General features: G+C 67.1%; 18 protein-coding genes and 3 tRNA genes. 16 read left to right on the forward strand and 5 right to left on the reverse strand.

The window, feature by feature from the left end; translation table 11 throughout:
- Window position 1 precedes the first annotated feature (1 nt).
- Window positions 2-2,776: a PEP/pyruvate-binding domain-containing protein gene (locus tag QFZ23_RS03705; RefSeq protein ID WP_306920589.1), complete on the forward strand. Its 2,775-nt coding sequence runs from the start codon at window positions 2-4 to the stop codon at window positions 2,774-2,776.
- A gap of 25 nt (window positions 2,777-2,801) precedes the next feature.
- On the opposite strand, the gene QFZ23_RS03710 is transcribed toward QFZ23_RS03705, so the two are convergent.
- The gene (locus tag QFZ23_RS03710) at window positions 2,802-3,461 is read right to left on the reverse strand and encodes a DedA family protein (protein ID WP_306920590.1); all 660 of its coding nucleotides are present in this window, start codon (window positions 3,459-3,461) and stop codon (window positions 2,802-2,804) included.
- A 182-nt stretch (window positions 3,462-3,643) separates the two neighbouring features.
- Here QFZ23_RS03710 and QFZ23_RS03715 point away from each other — a divergent pair, with 182 nt between their 5' ends.
- From QFZ23_RS03715 to QFZ23_RS03725, 3 genes are all read left to right on the forward strand, one after another.
- Window positions 3,644-4,816 carry a LolA family protein gene (locus QFZ23_RS03715; protein ID WP_306920591.1) on the forward strand — a complete coding sequence of 391 codons (1,173 nt, stop codon included), beginning with the start codon at window positions 3,644-3,646 and terminating at the stop codon, window positions 4,814-4,816.
- 164 nt (window positions 4,817-4,980) lie between these two features.
- A complete protein-coding gene (locus tag QFZ23_RS03720; protein WP_306920592.1) occupies window positions 4,981-5,937 on the forward strand; it encodes an ABC transporter ATP-binding protein in 957 nt (318 codons plus the stop codon).
- Between the two features lie 232 nt (window positions 5,938-6,169).
- Window positions 6,170-6,919: an ABC transporter permease gene (locus QFZ23_RS03725; protein WP_373427919.1), complete on the forward strand. Its 750-nt coding sequence runs from the start codon at window positions 6,170-6,172 to the stop codon at window positions 6,917-6,919.
- Between the two features lie 51 nt (window positions 6,920-6,970).
- On the opposite strand, the gene QFZ23_RS03730 is transcribed toward QFZ23_RS03725, so the two are convergent.
- The 3 genes from QFZ23_RS03730 to QFZ23_RS03740 all read right to left on the reverse strand — a co-directional run bounded on the left by QFZ23_RS03730 (window position 6,971) and on the right by QFZ23_RS03740 (window position 10,122).
- Window positions 6,971-8,506 (reverse strand): C40 family peptidase, encoded by a 1,536-nt coding sequence (locus tag QFZ23_RS03730; RefSeq protein WP_306920593.1) that lies wholly within the window; start codon window positions 8,504-8,506, stop codon window positions 6,971-6,973.
- A gap of 193 nt (window positions 8,507-8,699) precedes the next feature.
- Window positions 8,700-9,128: a metallopeptidase family protein gene (locus QFZ23_RS03735; RefSeq protein ID WP_306920594.1), complete on the reverse strand. Its 429-nt coding sequence runs from the start codon at window positions 9,126-9,128 to the stop codon at window positions 8,700-8,702.
- A 10-nt stretch (window positions 9,129-9,138) separates the two neighbouring features.
- On the reverse strand, window positions 9,139-10,122 hold the full coding sequence (locus QFZ23_RS03740) for a DMT family transporter (RefSeq protein WP_306920595.1): 984 nt from the start codon (window positions 10,120-10,122) through the stop codon (window positions 9,139-9,141).
- Window positions 10,123-10,171: 49 nt separating this feature from the next.
- Between QFZ23_RS03740 and QFZ23_RS03745 the strand changes: the two genes are divergently transcribed.
- From QFZ23_RS03745 to QFZ23_RS03795, 11 genes are all read left to right on the forward strand, one after another.
- Window positions 10,172-10,357 (forward strand): hypothetical protein, encoded by a 186-nt coding sequence (locus QFZ23_RS03745; protein WP_306920596.1) that lies wholly within the window; start codon window positions 10,172-10,174, stop codon window positions 10,355-10,357.
- 6 nt (window positions 10,358-10,363) lie between these two features.
- Window positions 10,364-10,436, forward strand: a tRNA-Glu gene (locus tag QFZ23_RS03750).
- 93 nt (window positions 10,437-10,529) lie between these two features.
- Window positions 10,530-10,603: transfer RNA gene (locus QFZ23_RS03755), tRNA-Asp, on the forward strand.
- 48 nt (window positions 10,604-10,651) lie between these two features.
- Window positions 10,652-10,727, forward strand: a tRNA-Phe gene (locus QFZ23_RS03760).
- Window positions 10,728-11,332: 605 nt separating this feature from the next.
- Window positions 11,333-12,928 (forward strand): glycoside hydrolase family 68 protein, encoded by a 1,596-nt coding sequence (locus QFZ23_RS03765; protein ID WP_306920597.1) that lies wholly within the window; start codon window positions 11,333-11,335, stop codon window positions 12,926-12,928.
- Window positions 12,929-13,234: 306 nt separating this feature from the next.
- Entirely contained in the window at window positions 13,235-13,645 is a 411-nt protein-coding gene (locus QFZ23_RS03770) for a hypothetical protein (RefSeq protein ID WP_306920598.1), read from the forward strand.
- Between the two features lie 102 nt (window positions 13,646-13,747).
- Window positions 13,748-14,203 carry an Asp23/Gls24 family envelope stress response protein gene (locus QFZ23_RS03775; RefSeq protein WP_306920599.1) on the forward strand — a complete coding sequence of 152 codons (456 nt, stop codon included), beginning with the start codon at window positions 13,748-13,750 and terminating at the stop codon, window positions 14,201-14,203.
- Window positions 14,200-14,391, forward strand: a complete 192-nt coding sequence (locus QFZ23_RS03780; protein ID WP_306920600.1) for a DUF2273 domain-containing protein — start codon at window positions 14,200-14,202, stop codon at window positions 14,389-14,391. Before QFZ23_RS03775 ends, QFZ23_RS03780 begins: the two co-directional genes overlap by 4 nt.
- 13 nt (window positions 14,392-14,404) lie before the next feature.
- The gene (locus tag QFZ23_RS03785) at window positions 14,405-14,788 is read left to right on the forward strand and encodes a hypothetical protein (protein ID WP_306920601.1); all 384 of its coding nucleotides are present in this window, start codon (window positions 14,405-14,407) and stop codon (window positions 14,786-14,788) included.
- Window positions 14,785-15,435 (forward strand): hypothetical protein, encoded by a 651-nt coding sequence (locus QFZ23_RS03790; RefSeq protein WP_373427842.1) that lies wholly within the window; start codon window positions 14,785-14,787, stop codon window positions 15,433-15,435. The genes QFZ23_RS03785 and QFZ23_RS03790 overlap by 4 nt, the downstream gene beginning before the upstream one ends.
- The gene (locus QFZ23_RS03795) at window positions 15,432-16,043 is read left to right on the forward strand and encodes a hypothetical protein (RefSeq protein WP_306920602.1); all 612 of its coding nucleotides are present in this window, start codon (window positions 15,432-15,434) and stop codon (window positions 16,041-16,043) included. The genes QFZ23_RS03790 and QFZ23_RS03795 overlap by 4 nt, the downstream gene beginning before the upstream one ends.
- A 58-nt stretch (window positions 16,044-16,101) precedes the next feature.
- On the opposite strand, the gene QFZ23_RS03800 is transcribed toward QFZ23_RS03795, so the two are convergent.
- Window positions 16,102-18,009 (reverse strand): glycoside hydrolase family 13 protein, encoded by a 1,908-nt coding sequence (locus QFZ23_RS03800; protein ID WP_306920603.1) that lies wholly within the window; start codon window positions 18,007-18,009, stop codon window positions 16,102-16,104.
- Between the two features lie 126 nt (window positions 18,010-18,135).
- Between QFZ23_RS03800 and QFZ23_RS03805 the strand changes: the two genes are divergently transcribed.
- Window positions 18,136-19,431, forward strand: a complete 1,296-nt coding sequence (locus QFZ23_RS03805; protein WP_306920604.1) for an ABC transporter substrate-binding protein — start codon at window positions 18,136-18,138, stop codon at window positions 19,429-19,431.
- Window positions 19,432-19,438: the final 7 nt, after the last annotated feature.

A 19,438-nucleotide genomic window follows, 5' to 3' on the forward strand; every position in this document is an offset into this window, starting at 1 on the left:
CATGAGCGGGCTGGTGCTCGGCCTCGGGGACCTCCGCGCCTCCATGCTGCCGCAGGTTGGCGGCAAGGCCGCCAACCTCGGCGAGTTGCTCGCGGCCGGCCTCCCGGTGCCGGACGGGTTCTGCCTGACCACCGAGGCCTACGTCCAGGCCGTGGAGCCGCTGGGGCTCGCAGAGGTGCACAGCGCCCTCCAGGACACCCCGGCCGATGACCTCGAAGCCCTCGCGGGCCTGGCCGGCAGGGCCCGCAGCCTGATTACCGCGGCAGAACTGCCGACGGAGGTCGCCGGGGAGATACTCACGGCCTACAGGGCGCTGGATGGCGTTCCCGTCGCGGTAAGGTCCTCGGCCACGGCCGAGGACCTTCCCTTCGCCAGCTTTGCCGGCCAGCAGGACACCTACCTAAACGTCATAGACGCAGTGGCGCTGCTGGATGCCGTCCGGAAGTGCTGGGCCTCGCTGTGGACTGACCGGGCGGTGGCGTACCGCGCCAGCCGGAATATCGACCCCGCAACGGTGGCCCTCGCCGTCGTCGTCCAACGCATGGTGAATGCCGAGGCGGCGGGGGTGATGTTCACCGCGAACCCGGTCACCGGCAGGCGCCGGGAGGCTGTGATCGACGCCAGTCCCGGGCTCGGCGAGGCGGTGGTGTCGGGCACCGTCAATCCGGACCACTTCGTCGTGGACACCGCCTCCGGTGCCATCCTGCAGCGCCGCCTGGGGGACAAACGGACGGCTGTCCGGCCGCTGCCCGGGGGAGGCACCGAATACGTCGAGCAGGGCGCATACCAGGGCGCCCACGCTGACCAACGAGTCGGCACAGACCAGGTTGCTCCGAACCACGCGTGCCTGACCGACGCGCAGATCCGGGAACTCGCAGCGCTGGGGAGCGAGGCCGAAGCCCACTACGGCGCCGCGCAGGACACGGAGTGGGCGCTCGACGGCGACGGCAAAGTTTGGCTGACCCAGTCCCGGCCCATCACCACGCTTTACCCACTGCCGGGGAAGGCCCCGGAACGGCGCAGCCCGGGGGAGGAGTTGCGTGTCTACCTGTGCTTCAGCCTCGCGCAGGGCCTCACCCGGCCGCTGACTCCGATGGGGCTTGCCGCCCTCAGGCGGATCGGCTCGTCGGTTGCTGCCGGCGCCGGCTTTGACGTTCCGGACCCCCGCAGCGGGCCCCCGCCCTACGCCGAAGCCGGGCAGCGCATCTTCATCGACCTGACCGCCGCCGCGCGGAGCACCGTGGGCCGCCGGATCGTCCCGAACGTCTTCGACGTCATGGAGGCACGCTCCGCCAAAGTCCTGCGCAGCGTGTTCGACGACCCGCGACTCTCCATCACCCGCCGCACGCCCTGGGACCTCCTCCGACACGTGGTCCCCATCGCCGCGCGGGCCCGCGTGCCGGAAGCAGCGATCCGGGCGCTGGTCCGTCCCGATGCGGCCCTCAAACGCCTGAACCGCTTCACCGCGGAGTTCAACGCGACGCTGGAACTGCCCCAGGGTGCTTCCCCGCGCGCGCGGCTTGACCACGCCGAGGGGATACTCTCGCGGCTCTTCCCCAACCTTCCGGCCGTGCTCCCGCTGGCCGGCCTGGGCTTCGCCATGCTCGGGCTCGCCGGGAAACTCCTTGGTGCCGGGAAACTTTTTGGTGCTGGCGAGGACAGCGCCGGCAAGGACAGTGCCGGGCCGAATCGAAACATCGACCTCCAGCCCGTGCTCCGCGGCCTGCCCAACAACGTGACAACCGAGATGGACCTCGATTTGTGGCGGGTCGCTACGGCGATCAAGTCCGACGCCGAATCGCTGGCCGTGCTCACCGGGCATCCCCCAACGGTACTGGCGCAGCGCTTCGCCGCGGGCCACTTGCCGGCCGCGGCCCAAGCGGGCCTGGCAGAATTCCTGGCCTGCTACGGACACCGGGCTGTCGCCGAGATCGACGTCGGCATGCCTCGTTGGCGGGATGACCCCACCCATATTCTTGGCGTCCTCGCCAACTACCTCCGGCTGGAGGACCCGGAACGCGCCCCCAACCGCCAGTTCAGCAAGGCAGCGGCAGAAGCGGACGCACAAATCGAGCGGCTGGTGGCCGAGGCCCGTTCGAGGGGACGCCTCCGCGCCGTGGCCGTCCGGGCGGCGCTGCGGCGGGCAAGGCTCTTCGCCGGGCTGCGCGAACTCCCCAAGTTCCAGATCGTCCTGGCGCTGGCGGAGGTCCGGAAGCAGTTGGCCGAAGTCGGCGCCATGCTGGCGGAACAGAAACGGCTCGCCCGGGCAGAGGACATCTTCTTCCTGGACTTCGCCGAAGCGAACCAGGCGCTGGACGGTGCAGACATGCAGGATCTCGTGGCGCAGCGGCAGGAGTCCTATTACCTGGAACTTGAGCGGCGCCATATTCCGCGGATGTTGCTCTCGGACGGAACGGAACCCGAAACGCTGCTTACCGCCGTCGGAACCGCGGATGCCGGGGCACTGTCCGGGAGCCCGGCGTCGGCGGGGACGGTGACAGCGCCTGCCCGCGTCATCCTCGACCCCGTGGGCGCCCACCTGGAACCGGGGGAGATCCTCGTGGCGCGATCCACCGATCCGGGCTGGACCCCGCTGTTCCTCACGGCGGGCGGCCTGGTGATGGAGATGGGCGGCCCCAATTCCCATGGCGCGGTGGTCGCCCGGGAGTACGGCATCCCCGCCGTGGTGGGAGTCGCCGACGCCACCTCGCTGCTCAGGACAGGCCAGGAAGTGACGGTCGACGGCGGCGCTGGCACCGTGGTGCCCGGCGCCTAAGGGGCTGGGCTACTCATGCCGGCGGCTACTGCCGGTCCTGTGCAGGCTTCCTGCGCCGGATGTGCCGGACCACGAGCCAGACCACGAAAATGGCCAGGGCGGCGTAGACGGCGTAGTTGAGGTAGCGGGAGTACTGTTCCACCATCGCGTACTGCCGGCCCAGCAGTACGCCGAAGCCGAGCAGCGCGCCGTTCCAGATGCCGCTGCCGGCAATGGTGAAAATGCTGAAGGTGCCCAGGTGCATCCTCTCGGCGCCCGCCGGCAACGAAATGAGGCTCCGCACGCCAGGGAGCAGCCGGCCGAAGAAAATCGCCGACCTGCCGTGGCGGCGGAACCAGACGTCCGCGCGCTCGAAGTCCTCCCGGTTCACCAGTGGCAGCTTGGACAGCCAGCGGATTGAACGCTCCAGTCCCACCTTCGCGCCAAGGAAATACAGCGCAAGGGCGCCCAGATACGCCCCCAGTGTGCTGGTCACGAAGACGAAGGCCAGGTTGAGCGACCCCTGCCGGGTCAGGAACCCGGCCAGCGGAAGAATCACTTCGCTGGGAATCGGCGGGAACACCGTCTCGAGGAGGGTAAAGAGGCCCACACCCCATTCCCCGAGCGAATCCATCGCCTGGGCGGCGAAGCCCACGATGCCTGTCAGTTCATCGGCGGGACTGGATGTGGCACCGGGAATGCGCATTGGCGAAGGCTCCTGGAAGCTGGAAACGGCGTCCCACCCAGTCTGGCCCACCAGCCTGTGCAGGGAAAGCCGACAGCCCGGCCGGGGGGCTCCCGGCCGGGGGGCTCCCGGCCGGGGGCTGCCACAAGGGAGGCCGAGGCGTACCCTGATGGTATGAGCTGCGACGTCGGAGCGGAGTTGACATGACTGCCACCTGGCTACGGTGGACGCCCGCCGTGGCCGTACCTGCTGTTATTGCTGCCGGAGTCCTGGCGGGGTCCCTGCCCGCGAGCGCCCGGGATCCGTTGCCCGAGAAGACCCCGGCACAGGTGCTGGCGATGATCGGACAACACCAAACCAAGTCCTTCTCCGGCACGGTGGAGCAGTCCTCCGAACTCGGCCTGCCCGATGTCCCCCAGGTAGGACCCACCTCGGGTGCAGGCACGGGTTCGCTCGCCGAGTTGCTGACCGGGCCACACAGCGCACGGGTCTACGTCGACGGACTGACCAAGGCCCGCATACAAGTGATGGACCGGATGGCCGAGCGCGACGCCGTCCGGCAGGGCAACGAACTGTGGCTGTACAACTCCAAGGACAACACGGCCACGCACGTCACGCTTCCCGCGGCTGCATCGAAGGAACCCCACAGCCATGACATGCCGGCAGGTGTGGCAACGCCGGAGGAACTGGCCGCCAAGATGCTTGACAAGCTGGACGGCAGCACCGACGTGGCGGTGGCCGGAGACATCGAGGTGGCAGGCAGGACGGCCTACAATCTGGTCCTCACGCCGCGGTCGGGCGTGACCCTGGTGGGCTCCGTGGCGGTGGCCGTGGATGGTGAGAACGGCATGCCGCTTAGCGTGGAAGTGCGGGCGCGCGGGCAACAGGAGCCTGCGTTCCGGACCGCGTTCTCCAACCTGACGCTCGGGGCTCCCGACGCGAGCCTGTTCAACTTCTCGCCGCCGCCGGGTGCCTTGGTAAAGGAACTTGCGGTGCCGGCAAAGCCGAGGGGCACGAAGGACCTGGCTGACAAGAACCGGACTGACAGGAATCTGGGCAGCAAGGATCCGGCCAATAAGGATGCAGCCAACAAGGACCTGCGCGGGCACGCCCCGACGGTAACCGGCTCCGGCTGGGAACGGATAGTCGGCATCCCGGCCCCATCCGTTTCCGCCCCGCCCGCGTCTCCTGAGTCTGGAAAGCAATCCGTCGACAGGCTGCTTAATGATCCCCTGCTGCGCCAGGCGACCGTGACTGTTGAGGGCGGCCGGGCCATCTCCACATCACTGGTCAATGTCCTGCTGACCGACGACGGCCGGACGTTTGTTGGTTCCGTGCCCCTGGAGCGGCTCCAGGCCGCCGCTGCCGCGAGGTGACAGCCGCTGGCCGCGGTCCGGGTTCCGCAACTGACGCAACTGCACCTGCATCGGCAACTGACGCATCGGCAGCCGCCGTACCAGAAAGTGGCCTGCCCGCTTTCAGGGCAACAGGCGGCCCGGCCATAGAAACCAAGGGGCTGAGCAAGCGGTTCGGCCACCAGATGGCGGTCAACAGCATCGACCTGGCCGTCCCCCGGGGCTCTGTCTTCGGCTTCCTCGGCCCCAACGGTTCCGGCAAGACCACCACCATCCGCATGATGCTCGGCCTCGCCGCCCCGACCGCGGGGGAGGTCAGGGTCCTGGGGCTGGACATGCCGCGGCAGCTGGATGAGGTCTTGCCCAGGGTGGGTGCGCTGGTGGAGGGTCCGGCTTTCTATCCGTTCCTCTCGGGCGCGGCAAATCTTCACCGCCTTGATGCAGCGGACCGCCATGCCGCGCCGGCCACCCGCCGCGCGCGGGTGGCTGAAGCGCTGGAACGCGTGGGGCTTTCCCATGCTGCCCGCAAGAAGGTGCGGGCCTACTCGCTCGGAATGAAGCAGCGGCTGGGAATCGCCAACGCGCTGCTGGCAAGGCGCGAGTTGCTGGTCCTGGACGAACCCACCAACGGGCTGGATCCGCAGGGCACGCGGGAGGTCCGGCATCTGGTGCGATCCCTCGCCGCCGACGGTGCCACCGTGTTCGTGTCCAGCCACCTGCTCGCCGAAGTGGAGCAGATCTGCACGCATGCGGCGATCATGAGCGCTGGCCGGCTGGTGGCCCAAGGACCCCTGGCCGAACTCCGCCAGGCGGGCACTGCGCAGCTCCGCCTGCTGACGCCCGACGCCGGTACTGCGTCGGGCGTTTTGACGCGGTTCGGCTTGTCCCCGATTGTGGGACACCCCGACGGCGCGGATGCCGTCATCACGTCCAGCCTGCCCCTTGGCAGCGGGTTCTCAGGTCCTGCGGATCACCCAGCGCCCGCAGGTGAACCATCCACAAACGGAGGCGTGCCACCGGAAGCGATCGTGGCTGCCCTCGTGGCGGACGGGGTGCGTGTCCGCGGGTTCACGGTGGAGCGTGGCAGCCTGGAGGACCGCTTCGTGGCTTTGACGGGGGAGGGCTTCGATGTCGCACAGTGATCGGCCGCCAGTGCAGGAACCGGCAGTGAACCAACCGGCAGTGCACGAACCGCCGACGCATGAACGCGACCCGCACGGGCCGACAGTGCAGGAACCGGCAGTGCAGGAACCGGCAGTGCAGCGACTGACCGTGCAAAACAGCCCGGTGTCGGTTACCAAGCGCCGGCCGTCCAGCGGTTCGCTGCTCGCCTCGGAGGTGAAGCAGCTGTTCCGCCGCCGCAGGACCCAGGCGATGCTTCTGGCGCTGGCCGCCATCCCGGTGGTGATCGCCGTCGTCGTCCGCGTTTCCTCGGCTGTTCCACCGGGAAGGGGGCCCGCATTCCTGGACCGGATCAGCCAGAACGGACTGTTCGTGGCCGTCACGGCGATGCTGGTTTCCGTTCCGCTGTTCCTTCCGCTGACCATTGGCGTGGTCGCGGGGGACACCATTGCCGGGGAAGCCGGAGTGGGCACGTTGCGATACCTGCTGGTGGCTCCCGCCGGAAGGGTGCGCCTGCTGCTGGTGAAGTATGCCGGGGCGGCTGTTTTTTGTATTTCCGCGCCGCTGGCCGTGGCGCTCGCCGGCGCGGGCATCGGTTGGGCGCTCTTCCCGGTGGGACCGGTGGCGCTGCTTTCGGGCGACCTGGTGGAACCGGACGAGGCGCTGGTCAGGATGCTGCTGATCGCCGCATATCAGGCCGTATCGCTGCTGGGGTTGTCGGCCATCGGGCTGTTTCTGTCAACGCTGACCGACGTGCCCGTAGGCGCCATGGCTGCCACCATCGTCCTGTCCGTCGTATCCCAGGTGCTCGACCAGCTGCCCCAGCTGGAGTGGCTGCACCCGTGGCTGTTCACACACTACTGGTTCGGCTTCGCAGACCTGCTTCGCCAGCCCATCGGCTGGGACTCGTTCGGTGACAACGCGCTGTTGCAGGCTGGCTACATCGCAGTGTTCGGCGCGCTTGCGTACGGCAGGTTCGTGAGCAAGGACGTTCTGTCCTAGGGATTAGTAGCTGGCTTAGCTAAACGGGTCGTGAGGAGGCGCGCTTTTCCGCTAGTAGCGCGCCGCGACGGGGTGGAGCTGCATGCCGGCCATCATGCTCAGGTCAGTCACGGTAATGCCCGCGGAAGGGTTCAACGCCTGGACCACCTTGCCGCCGCCCAGGTAGATCGCCACATGGTAGAAACCGGGGGCCGATCCCCAGACCAGGAGATCACCGGGCTGCGCCTGGGACAGGGGTACGTGGACGGGTGCCTGGGCGAACTGCTCCGCAGCCGTGCGCGGAAGTTGCTTTCCGATGGCTGCGAACGCGTTCTGGACCAGGCCGGAACAGTCGAAGCCATACGCACCCGTACCGCCGTACTGGTAGAAGTACGGTGATCCAACTTTGCCCATCGCCACCGAAATGGCCGCCTGGTTGGAACCGCCCGGAGTAGGGGCTGGCTGAACGGGCGCAGGTGCTGGCGCTGGAGCAGGCGCTGGCGCCGGGGCGGGGGCTGGTGCCGGCCGGACGGGCGCGGGAGCAGGGCGGACGGGTGCCGGGCGGGCCGGAGCCGGGCGGGCCGGAGCCGGAGCCGCAGGTAGAGGTGCTGAAGGGGCTGGCGGAGCGGCCTGTGAAGGAGCGGCCTGGGCAGGCGTCCGGCCCGGCGCGGAAGCGGACTGTTCCGCCGGGGCTGAACTCCCGTTGCCGGACGCCGCAGCATTAGCAGCCGCTGCCTTGTCTGCGGCCGCCTGGGTTGCGGCGGCACGTTCGGCTGCCGCAGTCACGGCGGCGAGGCGGGCCTGCTGGCGCTGGCGCTCCAGCCCGTCCACGCGGGCGGATTCGAGCGCTGCCGTGGTGTTCCGCAGCGAGGCCAGCTGCCCCACAAGGACAGTCCGCTGCGCCTTGGCGTCCGCCACTGCCTTCATCTGGGCGGCGTTGGCCTGGTCTGCCTCGGCCTTGAGCGTCTCGGCGGTTTTCGCGGCGTCGTCTGCGGCGCGGCGGGCGTCGGCGGCAGCAGCGGTAAGTGATTCGGCGGCTGCGGCGGTGGTTTCGGCGGTGGCGAAGGCCCTGCTCCGGCCGGCGGTGAGGGCCTGCAGCGTTGCGGCCTTGGCGAGGACGTCGCCCGTGCCCGTGACCAGGCCGCTCAGCTCCGGATTAAGGCCGCCGTTCCGGTACAGGTCCCCGGCCAGCTGCCCCACGGCCTTACGGCTCTTGGACTGTTCCTTGTCCGCGGCAGCAGCCCTGGCCGTGGCCACGGCGGCCGCGTCCGACCTCGTGTCCAGCTCCACCAGAGCATTGCTGTAGGCGTTGTTGGCTTCGAGCGTCCGGGCGAACGTGACCTCCTGGGCCGCCGCGGCGTCGGCGAGGATGCCCTCGATGTCGGCGACCTTTGCCGCCGTCGCACTTTCACTGGACTTGGCGGCAGCGATGTCCCCTGGGGAGGGGATTTCCGACGCCGGAACTGTCAGGGCCGTTGCCCCATGGCCCGATGTTGGCGGCGCAACCGCGAATGCCCGGTCAGCTCGGGCAGGTGCTGCAAGGGTTCCAAAGAGGACGACGGCGGTGCACAGGACAGCCGCTGTGCGGCCTGGGCCGGTCAAACTCATTCATAACCTCGCAAGTCAGGGCGGGGCGAACGAGTCGGGAGCGGCACGGAAGTGCCCCTCTGAAGATGCCCAGCCCTCTGAGGTTAGGTGCGGTTTGCCACTTTGGCAACACTGGTCACATCAATAACATAAACAACACGAGTGTCATTTCGGCGCAGATGCGGCGGGCGTGTCGTGGAACGTTGCGCTGCGGCTAGTCCCATCCGAGTTCGTGAAGCCGCTGGTCGTCGATTCCGAAGTGATGGGCAATTTCGTGGATGACTGTTACCGCGACTTCCTCCACCACATCCTCGCGCGAGGAGCAGATGTCCAGGATGGGCTGGCGGTAGATGGTGATGCGGTCCGGCAGGGATCCGGCGTCCCACCAGGAGTCGCGCTCGGTCAGGGGCACGCCCTCGTACAGTCCCAGGAGCACTGTGTCGGGGTCCTCGCCGGGCTGTGGGACGTAGTCGTCGTCGATGAACACCGCTACGTTGTCCATGGCCCGCGCCACCTCGGCCGGAAGCTGATCGAGGGCGTCGCTGACGGCGGCCTCGAAATCGGTTTCGGACATCTCGAACCCCGGCGGGTCGCCGGCTCCGTCCGGCACGATCGGGAGGCCGGGCGGCAGGTTTGCGGGCATATCCAAAACTTTAGCGGGATCTCCGCCGGGTCAGCCCTACGCCGAGGAGGCAGATCGCGCCGCCCACGAGTCCCCAGGCAGTCGGGATCTCGCTGAGCACCAGCCATGAGATCAGCACGGTGGTGCCGGGAACCAGATAGGTGGTGGCCGCCAGCTTCCCGGCGTCGATCAGGGACAGCGCGTAGGCCCAGGTGGTGAAGGCGATGGCGGTGGGGAAGATGCCCAGGTAGACCAGGCCAAGGGTGGCCGGCAGCGGCGCCGCCTGCAGCTCCGTCACGAGCTGGCCGCCGAAGGGCAGGCAGCAGACCAGGCCCACCATGATTCCGAACCACGTGGCCTGCCCGGCCGGAAACTTCCGCAGCACGGGCTTTTGGATGATGACGCTGACTGCGGCGAGTGCCGCAGCGAGGAGGCAAAGCAGCACGCCGGCCACGTCCGCCGTCGAACGCGTCCCCGAGCCCAAAGCGATGACCGCGACGCCGCCGAACGCCACCAGGGTGCCGATGATCAGCCAGCGCGGAAAACCCTCTTTGAGGATGATGCCTGCCATCACGGCCACCAGGATGGGGTTCACGTTGATGAGCAGCGCGCTGGTTCCTGCGTCGAGGGAATGCTCCGCGGCGTTGAGCGCCACGTTGTACCCGGCGAACCACATGACGCCATAGGCGAGAATCGGCCACCACTCGCGGCCCCGCGGCAGCGCCCGCAACTTTGGCAGCACCACCGCGCCCAGCACGACGGCGGCGATCACCAACCGCCCCAGCGTCAGGGCTCCGGGGGAGAAACTTGGGCCGACGGCGCGGATGCCCACGAAGGCGGAGGCCCAGAGCACTACGGTGACCACGACGGCGGCGACGCCCAGCGCGTTCACGGAAGAGGCAGGCTTCTCGAGAGCGGGTGTCTCGGTGGCTGGTCCGGCTGGCGCCGATCCTCCAGTGGAGGGGCCTTCGGGGGGATGGGGCTGGAGTGGGCTGGTGCCGGCGGTGGATGCCATGGTGCCAATCTAGCTCTGTTCTCCCCGCGGTGGCTGGCGGAAATCGGCCATGTCTAGCCAAGAAACTGCCATTGTGGTGGGCCATGAACTGCCTGCCGTTTGGGTGATCTTCGGGCTGATTTTGGATATTCCGGGGATAGGCTCTATAGTTTTACAGGTCCAGTTCGGAGGAACACGGAAGGACAAGAACGAAAGGCTTCGGCCCTTTATTTTTGCCCTTGTTCAGCCAGATTGAGTCCAGGCCCCCATCGTCTAGCGGCCTAGGACACCGCCCTTTCACGGCGGCGGCACGGGTTCGAATCCCGTTGGGGGTACGCAAGGAAGTGGTCAAAGCAGGCAAAAAAGTCTGGTAGGCTGGAGTCCTTGAAAAAACGCGGTAGCGATACTGCGGAAGCAAGAAATAGCAAGGCCCTGTAGCGCAGTTGGTTAGCGCGCCGCCCTGTCACGGCGGAGGTCGCGGGTTCAAGTCCCGTCAGGGTCGCTTTGATTGCCGGAAGAAATTCCGGCCGTCATGGTGACATGTCACCTAGGCTCTGTAGCTCAGTTGGTAGAGCGTTCGACTGAAAATCGAAAGGTCACCGGATCGACGCCGGTCGGAGCCACCAGCTAAAACCCCGCTGTTCCATTAGGAACAGCGGGGTTTTTTCGTTGCCCGGGCTCCGCTGCCCCTGCTGCGGCTAAGCCCTGCTTCTCGCCGCGGACAGCCGAGGGTGCCGCGAACCCCCGGAGTCCTGGGTGGCCAGAGGGTGAGCCGTCATGGGGCACTTCGGAGGCCCCGGCCGTCCTAATTCGCGACAACGTCCGGCGTGTTCCGCATAAAGATGCCCCGTTTTGGTCGATTGAACGCCCGGTCACGGGTGTGATCAATGCCATTGATGACGCGTTTATGAAGACACATTTGATTCCAGCCCTGAGGTGGGGCACGCGCGCGCCAACGAGATGTAAGCGCTTGCACCTCGGTGCAGCCCCCGGAGACTATGTGCCGAAAACCGGGTTGAACTCGGCTGACAACGTTGTCTAGCGTGGAGTGTGGGCCGCGAAATGTATGACATTTCCAATCGCCCACGGGGTCCTACCCAAACCCCGTTTTTCTCCCTCGACACAACGGCGTCCTCGATGACGCATGCCGTGTCAGCGGGGCCGCCGGAGTTCGGGGGACAAGGGCAGCTGCCCGTCTTCCACGAACGTAACTCCGCGAGAAGAGCAAAGAATGCACAAGCACCCCAACACCCCCCGGATGCTGCGGTGGCGCCCCGCCGCCGCAGCTCTGGTGGCAACTGTCGCCGCCACGGCGTTCCTCGCCGTGCCCTCGGCGCAGGCAAATGAGCCATCGGATCCGCCGTCGAGCACGCAGATGCCGGCACCGAGCCCGGGCTTCCCACTGCCGACGCCCCACACCCGGGCGGCACACGACCCGGCGTCGGACTTCACCTCGAAGTGGACCCGCGCGGATGCCAAGCAGATCATGGCGCAGAGCGACTCCAAGGTAAAGCCGGGCCAGAACTCGATGAGCCCCGATGTCACCATGCCGGAGATCCCCGAGGACTTCCCTGCCATGAACGATGACGTGTGGGTCTGGGACACCTGGTCGCTGACCGACGAGAACGCGAACCAGATCAGCTACAAGGGCTACGACGTGATCTTCTCGCTGGTTGCTGACCGGCACGCAGGCTACGGGTTCGACCAGCGCCACTGGAACGCCCGCATCGGCTACTTCTTCCGCAAGACCAACGCCGACCCGGCCAAGGACAAGTGGAACTACGGCGGACACCTGTTCGTGGACGGTTCCTCCATCGGCAACACCGAATGGTCCGGCTCCACCCGCCTCATGAAGGGCAACCAGGTGAACGTGTTCTACACGGCCACCACGTTCTACGACGTCAAGGAGCGCAACGCCGGCGGCGGCGGCATCGCCCCGGACGCCGTCATCGCCAAGGCGCTCGGCAACATCCACGCCGACAAGAACGGCGTGACCTTCGACGGTTTCCAGCACACCAAGCTGCTCGAGCCGGACGGAAAGCTGTACCAGAACAAGGCACAGAACCCGGGCTTCGCGTTCCGCGACCCGTACACCTTCGCCGACCCGGCTCACCCCGGCAAGACCTACATGGTGTTCGAAGGCAACACCGGCGGCAAGCGCGGCGACTACCGCTGCAAGAACGAGGACCTGGGCTACGCCAAGGGTGATCCCAACGCCGAGAACGTTGACGAGGTCAACAGCAAGGGTGCCTACTACCAGACCGCCAACGTTGGCCTGGCCGTGGCAGACAACAAGGACCTGACCAAGTGGCACTTCCTGCCGCCGATCCTCTCCGCCAACTGCGTCAACGACCAGACCGAGCGTCCGCAGATCTTCATCCAGAATGAAAACGGCAAGAACAAGTACTACCTGTTCACCATCAGCCACCAGTTCACCTACGCTGCAGGCATGCGCGGACCCGACGGCGTTTACGGCTTTGTAGGCGACGGCGTCCGCTCCGACTACCAGCCGATGAACAACAGCGGCCTGGCCCTGGGCTCCCCGACGGACCTGAACCTGCCCTCCGAATCCCCGGAAGCCCCGACGCCGAACCAGAACGGCCGTCAGTTCCAGGCCTACTCGCACTACGTGCAGCCGGGCGGCCTGGTCCAGTCCTTCATCGACAACGTGAACGGCGTCCGCGGCGGATCCCTGTCGCCCACCGTGAAGATCAACTTCCGGGATGGCGTGTCCAAGGTTGACCGCAGCTTCGGCCAGAACGGCCTCGGCCCGTTCGGATACCTGCCCACCAACGTCCACGTTGGCGGCAACGGCCTCTACAAGTAATCCTGACTGAAGCAAATGAACAGGAGGCGCCCGGACTTGGTCCGGGCGCCTCCTGCTGCGTCTGCATCTCCGTATATGTCTGCATCTCGGTATATACAGTGCAATCCAAGGACGACTGCAAAGTGCGCCCGGCCTGTCAACTTGGAAAGAGGTGCGGCAGCCGGGCTAGACTCGCACGCCGGGGGACGGGGCAGGCGTTCTGCGGCTGCCCAGCCAGGCCGCCCAAGGCGGCAAAACCACTCCAGGAATGGAAACCGTGAAACATCTTGCCCGCCCGCTGCACGCCACGGCCCTCTCTTTGCCCTAGTGGCACTTACCGCCTGCTCCGCGCCTGCCTCCGGCAGCACGCCGTCGGCGTCTGGACCGTCCACGACGGCGGCCAGCAGCGCCGCTCCCACCGCATCCGCCAGCGCCGCGTCCGGCCCCTTTGGCGGCTACGCCTCGGCGGCCGAGGCCTGTGACGCCATTTCCACTCAGGCCACGGGGGCGTCCCTGCTGCCCCTCTCCGCAGCGCAGGGCAAGACGGCGGAACTGGAGCAGAAAAAAGCGGAACTCGCCGAAACGGCCCAGCGGGTGCCGGAGGCGCTGGAGGCGGACTTCGCGCGGCTGAACGAGGTGGCCCTGGCCGGGCTCTCCGACCAGAGCGTGTACTCCAACGGCAAGTTCGAAGCCGCCATGGCCCCCGTGACAAGCTGGCTGTCCGCGAACTGCCACTGACCCGCCTCGGGCCGCAGGGCACCGCGCGGAACGCGGTGCGGCGGCCCCCTGACGTTGTCCTGCCTAGGGGATAGGGTTGTGTTCAACAGAAGGGGAGCGCTGATGGAATACCAGAATCCACAAACCGCCGCCGATCGAGCGGACCCTGCCCTGACGCCGGCCGCAGCCGGCGGGCGGACCGTGATCTCCGAGACCGCAGTGGCCAAAGTCGCCGGGATCGCGGCCCGGGCCGTGCCCGGCGTGTACTCCCTGGGAACCGGTTCCTCCCGGGCGCTCGGAGCCATCAGGGACGCGGTGGGCAGCTCCGATCATGCTGCAGGGGTGCACGCCGAGGTCGGCGAAACCCAGGTCGCAGTAGACATAACGCTGGTGGCCGTCTACGGCACTCCGCTGCATCCCCTGGCCAACCAGGTACGGGCCAGCGTCTATTCGGCCGTCGAGAAACTCGTGGGCCTGCAGGTCATCGAGGTGAACGTCGAGATCAATGACGTCTACATTGCACCGCCTGTGAAGCCGGCGGGTGCGCCCGCTGTCGCTGAAAGGGAGGCGGTCCTGTGAGCCCCACTGTCGTCGGAATCGCAGTCGGCGCCTTCGTGGCCTTCATGTCACTACAGTTCGGCCTCTGGGGCTTTCTGATCTCCCTGCTGTTCATGGGAATCGGTGCGCTCCTGGGCCGCGCCGCAGAAGGGAAACTGGACCTGCGCAGCGTCATCGATGCCATCACTGGCCGGCGCTCGTCCTCATGACCGGGCGGCTGACATGAACCAGGCAGTCGACGCGGTGACGCCCCGGCGGCAGTACAGCGGCCACAACAGGATCAGCACCCAGGCGCTTACGAGCCTGGCCAAGGCTGCCGCGGCCGAGGCCCTGGGCATCCATGCCCATGACGTTCGCGCTGACTGGTCGGACGACGACGGCCTTCTGGCGTTGTCGCTCGTCGCCCCCATTAGGGTTCCCAGCCTGGCTGCCGTCCTTCGCGACCCGGGACGCGTCCAGGCTCTCGGCGGCTCCATCTGGGACAGGACCGTGCACGCCAAGACCGAGATTCTGACCAAGGTCACCGAACTCAGCGGTGCGAGTCTGAGCAGGGTGGACATCCGCATCAGCGGAGCCCACGTCACGGAAGGGGGAAGGGTACGGTGAGTTCCGTCGTTGAACAGCGGCATGAGGCCGGCGGGGACCCGGCGCACGGCGGCTCCGGTGCCGCGCATGCCGCCGCCATCGACATGCGGCGCGTCCTGCACCGCGAGACCCACTCCTCCCGCGCCGTTGCAGCAGTCATCGCGGGATCCCTGGTCATCGTGCTCTGTCTTTACGCCCTCCTGGAATCCGCAGTACGCGCCATCGGCCAGCCGCCCTGGCTCATCGATCCGCAGACGGCCGCCGAGCGGATCGTGGCGCTCCCGTCGGGTGTGCCGCCGCTGCTGCTGGCTGCTGCGGGAGCCGTGACTGCGGCAGCAGGGCTCTTCTTTTTCCTGAGTGCGATCCTGCCCGGGCGCCGGGCCAGGCGTCTGCTTGATGAGCGGCGGATTGCCGTGGTGGTTGATGATGAAGTCATCGCCGCGGACCTCGCGCGTAGGGCGCGCCTGGCGGCCAACGTCACGCAGGAACAGGTCATGGTGGTGGTTTCCCGGCGCCAGGTGGTGGTCAATGTCCGCCCCACTTCCGGTGTGCCGGTCAGCGAAAACGCCATCCTGCAGGCGGTGGAGGACGAACTGCAGGCGATGGGCCCTTCGCCCATGCCCCAGGTGATCGTCAATCTGTCGACCTCAGGGGTGGTGGGTGCGTGAACGGTACACCAAGGCTTCTCAACCGGATCATCATCGGCATCCTCGGGTTCAAACTGCTGGTCATTGGCGTGCTGCTCATGCTCCTGGCAACGGTCCCCGCCGTCTCGGCGTGGTGGCATTCGTGGTCCAAAAGCGTGTTGGATAACGCCGCCACGGTCTTTGAGGGGACGCAGTTCCCCGGCCGGCAGGGGAGCTGGCTGTGGATCGTCCTGGCCCTCGCGGTGGTGCTGCTGATCGGCCTGATGGTCGCGTGGATCGCCCAGCAGGGCAAGGGCCGCACCGATCTCCTGCTGGCAGCAGAGGACCCGGGCGGCGTTCCCGGCGACATCCGGATCGGCGGGGGAGTGGCCGAGCAGGCGCTGAAGAACGCCCTGGCCGACCGTCCCGACCTCGCCGGGGCCACGGTTTCGATCTACGACGTCAAGGGCCAGCCGGCGCTGAAGCTCCGGCTGCACCCGCGGCCGGGGGTGTCGCCGCAGGCCATCGCAGCCGAAGCGGCGGACCTTGTTGATGCCCTGAGCGCGGTGGTGGGCCAGCGTACGCCGGTCCTGGTGCACATCGCGGCAGGCGCACGGACCCGCTTCAGCCGTGCTGAGCGGGTCCGCTAGCTCCATTATTTAGAACTCTGACAGCCGGAACTCGGTTAGTCAGAACCGGGCGGGCTGCTTATCCGGCCACCAGGTAGGCCGCGCTGTTGGGCCCAACCACGGCTTCATCAGCGCCTGATTCCTCGGCGCTGGACAGTGCCACCCGGTAGCCGTCGGGGACCGGCGTCGGCTCCGCCCCCGTGTTGGCGACCACCAGGACATCACGGTTGTGGAAGGCCAGGACGCCCAGTTCGGGATCGTGGTTATCCGCCCAGCAGAACGTTCCGGACCCCAGCCCATGGCTCCGGCGTGCGGTGAGCGCGGACCGGTACAGCTCCAGTGTGGAGCCCTTGACGCCGTCCTGCCTGTCGGCGGCCAGGTATTCGAAGGATTCGGGCTGGGGCAGCCAGGGCGCGGCCGGGTCCTGCGCAGCGGATGCCTCTGCAAAGCCATACCCGGGCGCTTCGGATTTCCAGGGCAGCGGCACCCGGCAGCCGTCGCGCCCGCGCTCGATGCCGTTGGTCCGGAAGAACGTGGGGTCCTGGCGGGCTTCGGCGGGCAGCGTGGTGTGCTCGGGGAGGCCAAGCTCCTCGCCCTGATAAATGTAGGCGGAGCCGGGGAGGGCCAGGGACACCAGCGTGGCGGCCCGGGCACGGGCCAGGCCCAGGGCTGCATCGGGTTGCTCGTCCTCCGCGGCAATGCCCTTGGGGAAGGTGGTGGGGTTTTGCAGGCCGAAGCGGCTCGGGTGGCGCACCGTGTCGTGGTTGCTCAGGACCCACGTGGACGGCGCCCCTACGGATGCTGCGGCCTCGAGGGAGTCCTCGATGGCCACGGCCATCCGCTGGGCATCCCAGCCGGCCAGGAGGAAGTCGAAGTTGAAGGCCTGCTGCATCTCGTCCGGGCGGATGTACCGGGCGAGCCGTTCCGCGGGTTCAACCCACGCCTCGGCCACCAGCATGCGGTCGCCGTCGTATCCGGCCAGGACCCGGTTCCAGTCACGGTAGATGTCATGGACGCCGTCCTGGTCGAAGAACGGCGACGGGGGATACAGCGGCGATACGGGCTCGTGTTCCGAGCCCATCGCGGCACCTGAGCCGGCACCGGCCCCCAAATCACCGGCCCCCAAATCACCGGCCCCCAAATCGGCGGCACCTGAGCCGGCGCCGGACGGAGAAGCGTGCGCCGTATGCGGTTCCACGGTCTCTCCGTGGGCGCCAGGGGGATCCGTCACGTGGGCGGCTTCGGCGGAGCCTTCCACCATGGCAGCCACGCCTTCCCAGTCCGGAAGGCCAGCCTCCTTCACCATCCCGTGGGCCACATCCACCCGGAAGCCGTCCACACCCCGGTCCAGCCAGAAGCGGAGCACGGAACGCATCTCCTCCCAGACCTCGGGGTTTTCCCAGTTGAGGTCCGGCTGCTTCGTGTCGAACAGGTGCAGGTACCAGTCGCCGGGGGAGCCGTCCGCGTTCGTGGTCCGCGTCCAGGCCGGTCCGCCGAAGATGGATTTCCAGTTGTTGGGCGCGATGTTTCCGTCGCCGGAGCCGGGAACCTCGTCCTTCCCCGGCCGGAACATGTAGCGCTCCCTGGCGGCCGAGCCGGGTTCCGCCGCAAGGGCCTCCTGGAACCACACATGTTCATCGGACGTGTGGTTGGGCACCAGGTCGACGATCACTTTCAGTCCGCGGCTGTGCGCCTCGTCCAGCATGGAGTCGAAGTCGGCCAGCGTACCGAACGCCGGGTCCACCTGCCGGTAATCAGCGACGTCGTAGCCGCCGTCGGCCTGCGGGGACCGGTAGAACGGCGAGAGCCAGACGGCATCGACACCGAGCTGCTGCAGGTAGGGCAGGCGTGCCGTGACGCCGGGCAGGTCACCCATGCCGTCACCATTCCCATCCGAGAAGGAACGCGGATAGATCTGGTAAACAACTGCGTGGGCCCACCACGCCGCTGTCTCGGAAGCCGGCGTGGTGATCGGGCGGTGGGTCATAGTTGCCTCTCGGGTAACAATTAGGTGTAAACGCTTGCATATCTTCGGGCAACGTTACTAGTGTGACAGTCACCACATCAACCGCACGAATGATTTCCATGTCACTCAGCGAGGAGTCTCCAGCCAATGAAAACCCCTAAGTTCTTACTCCCGGTTGCCACTGCCGGTGTGCTTGCCCTGACCCTGTCTGCCTGTGGCGGCGGCGGCGGGGGCGGCACCACGGGCGGCGGCGCCGGGGGAGGCGACGCCGCCAACAACTTGGACGGCCGCGGTCCCATCACGTACGTCCAGGGCAAGGACAACAGCAACGTCGTTCGCCCGCTGATCGCGAAATGGAACGCCGCCCACCCGAACGAGAAGGTGACCTTCAAGGAGCAGACGGACCAAGCCGACCAGCAGCACGACGACATCGTGCAGCACTTCCAGGCCAAGGATGCCAGCTACGACGTCGTGGACGTTGACGTCGTGTGGACCGCAGAGTTCGCGGCCAAGGGATGGCTCCAGCCGCTGAAGGACAAGATGGCCTTCGACACCAGCGCCATGTTGAAGCCGACCGTCGACAGTGCCACGTATAAGGGAACGCTGTACGCGGCGCCGCAGACCTCCGACGGGGCCCTGCTGTACTACCGTAAGGACCTGGTCCCCACCGCACCGAAGACGTGGGACGAGATGATGGGCATGTGCTCCATCGCCAAGCAGAACAACATTGGCTGCTACGCCGGGCAGTTCAGCAAGTATGAGGGCCTGACCGTCAACGCTTCGGAGGCCATCAACTCCGCCGGGGGCACCGTCCTGGATGCGGACGGCAAGCCCAGCCTGAACACCGACCAGGCCAAGGCGGGCCTGGAGAACCTGGCCAAGGCCTACGCCGACGGCAACATCCCGAAGGAAGGCATCACCTTCCAGGAGGAGCAGAGCCGCCAGGCGTTCCAGAGCGGAAAGCTCCTCTTCCACCGAAACTGGCCCTACGTCTACAACCTGGCGACCACTGAAGGTTCCTCGGCGGTGAAGGACAAGCTGGGCATCGCCCCGATCCCGGGCAAGGACGGCCCCGGTGCCTCCACTCTGGGCGGCCACAGCATGGCTGTCAGCGTCTACTCCAAGAACAAGGCGACTGCCCTGGACTTCCTGAAGTTCATGACGTCCGAGGAGACCGAGAAGTTCTATGCGACCCAGGGTTCACTGGCTCCGGTGCTGGGCAGCCTCTACACTGACGCTGCCCTGGTGAAGAAGCTACCGTACCTGCCGGTGCTGAAGACCTCCATTGAGAACGCCGTGCCGCGTCCGGTCACGCCGTTCTACCCGGCGGTCACCAAGGCGATCCAGGACAACGCTTATTCGGCGATCAAGGGCGAGAAGCCCGTGGACACTGCACTGTCTGACATGCAGAAGTCCATCGAATCCGCCGGTGCGGGATCGTAGTTCTGCC

The sequence above is a fragment of the Arthrobacter globiformis genome (assembly GCF_030818015.1).
GTDB classification, from domain to species: Bacteria; Actinomycetota; Actinomycetes; order Actinomycetales; family Micrococcaceae; genus Arthrobacter; species Arthrobacter globiformis_C.